Origin of the sequence: Bradyrhizobium lablabi, from assembly GCF_001440475.1 — a bacterium.
GTDB lineage: Bacteria > Pseudomonadota > Alphaproteobacteria > Rhizobiales > Xanthobacteraceae > Bradyrhizobium > Bradyrhizobium lablabi.
Genome location: NZ_LLYB01000034.1, coordinates 14,070 through 14,450 on the forward strand (window position 1 = coordinate 14,070; position 381 = coordinate 14,450).

Genomic DNA, 381 nt, shown 5'->3' on the forward strand with positions numbered 1-381 from the left:
TGGCACCACGCTGGATCTGGCAGCGATTGTCGCGAAGCTGGGGACAGACGGCGACGATACCATCACCTGGATCGAGAGTGCCGCGACGCTGAACGGCGGATTGGGCAACGACATCCTGACCACGGGCGGGTTCGCCGATACGCTGAACGGCGGCGCCGGCAACGACACACTCGATGCCGGTTCAGGAGCCGACGCTCTATTTGGTGGTATCGGCAACGACACGCTGAGAGCCGGCGCCGGGAACGACACGCTCGATGGCGGGACGGGGAACGACGCGCTGCGGGGTGGCACCGGGGACGATACCTACCTGTTCGGGCGCGGTTCCGGCAACGACGTCATCGACAACAGCGATGGCGGTACCGACCGGGTATTGTTCGGAGC

Annotated in this window: 1 protein-coding gene; it reads left to right on the plus strand. The window is 65.6% G+C overall.

What is annotated here, in order from left to right; all coding sequences use genetic code 11:
- On the plus strand, positions 1-381 hold a 381-nt coding region (locus CQ14_RS44385; RefSeq protein ID WP_347337108.1), incomplete at both ends, for a calcium-binding protein.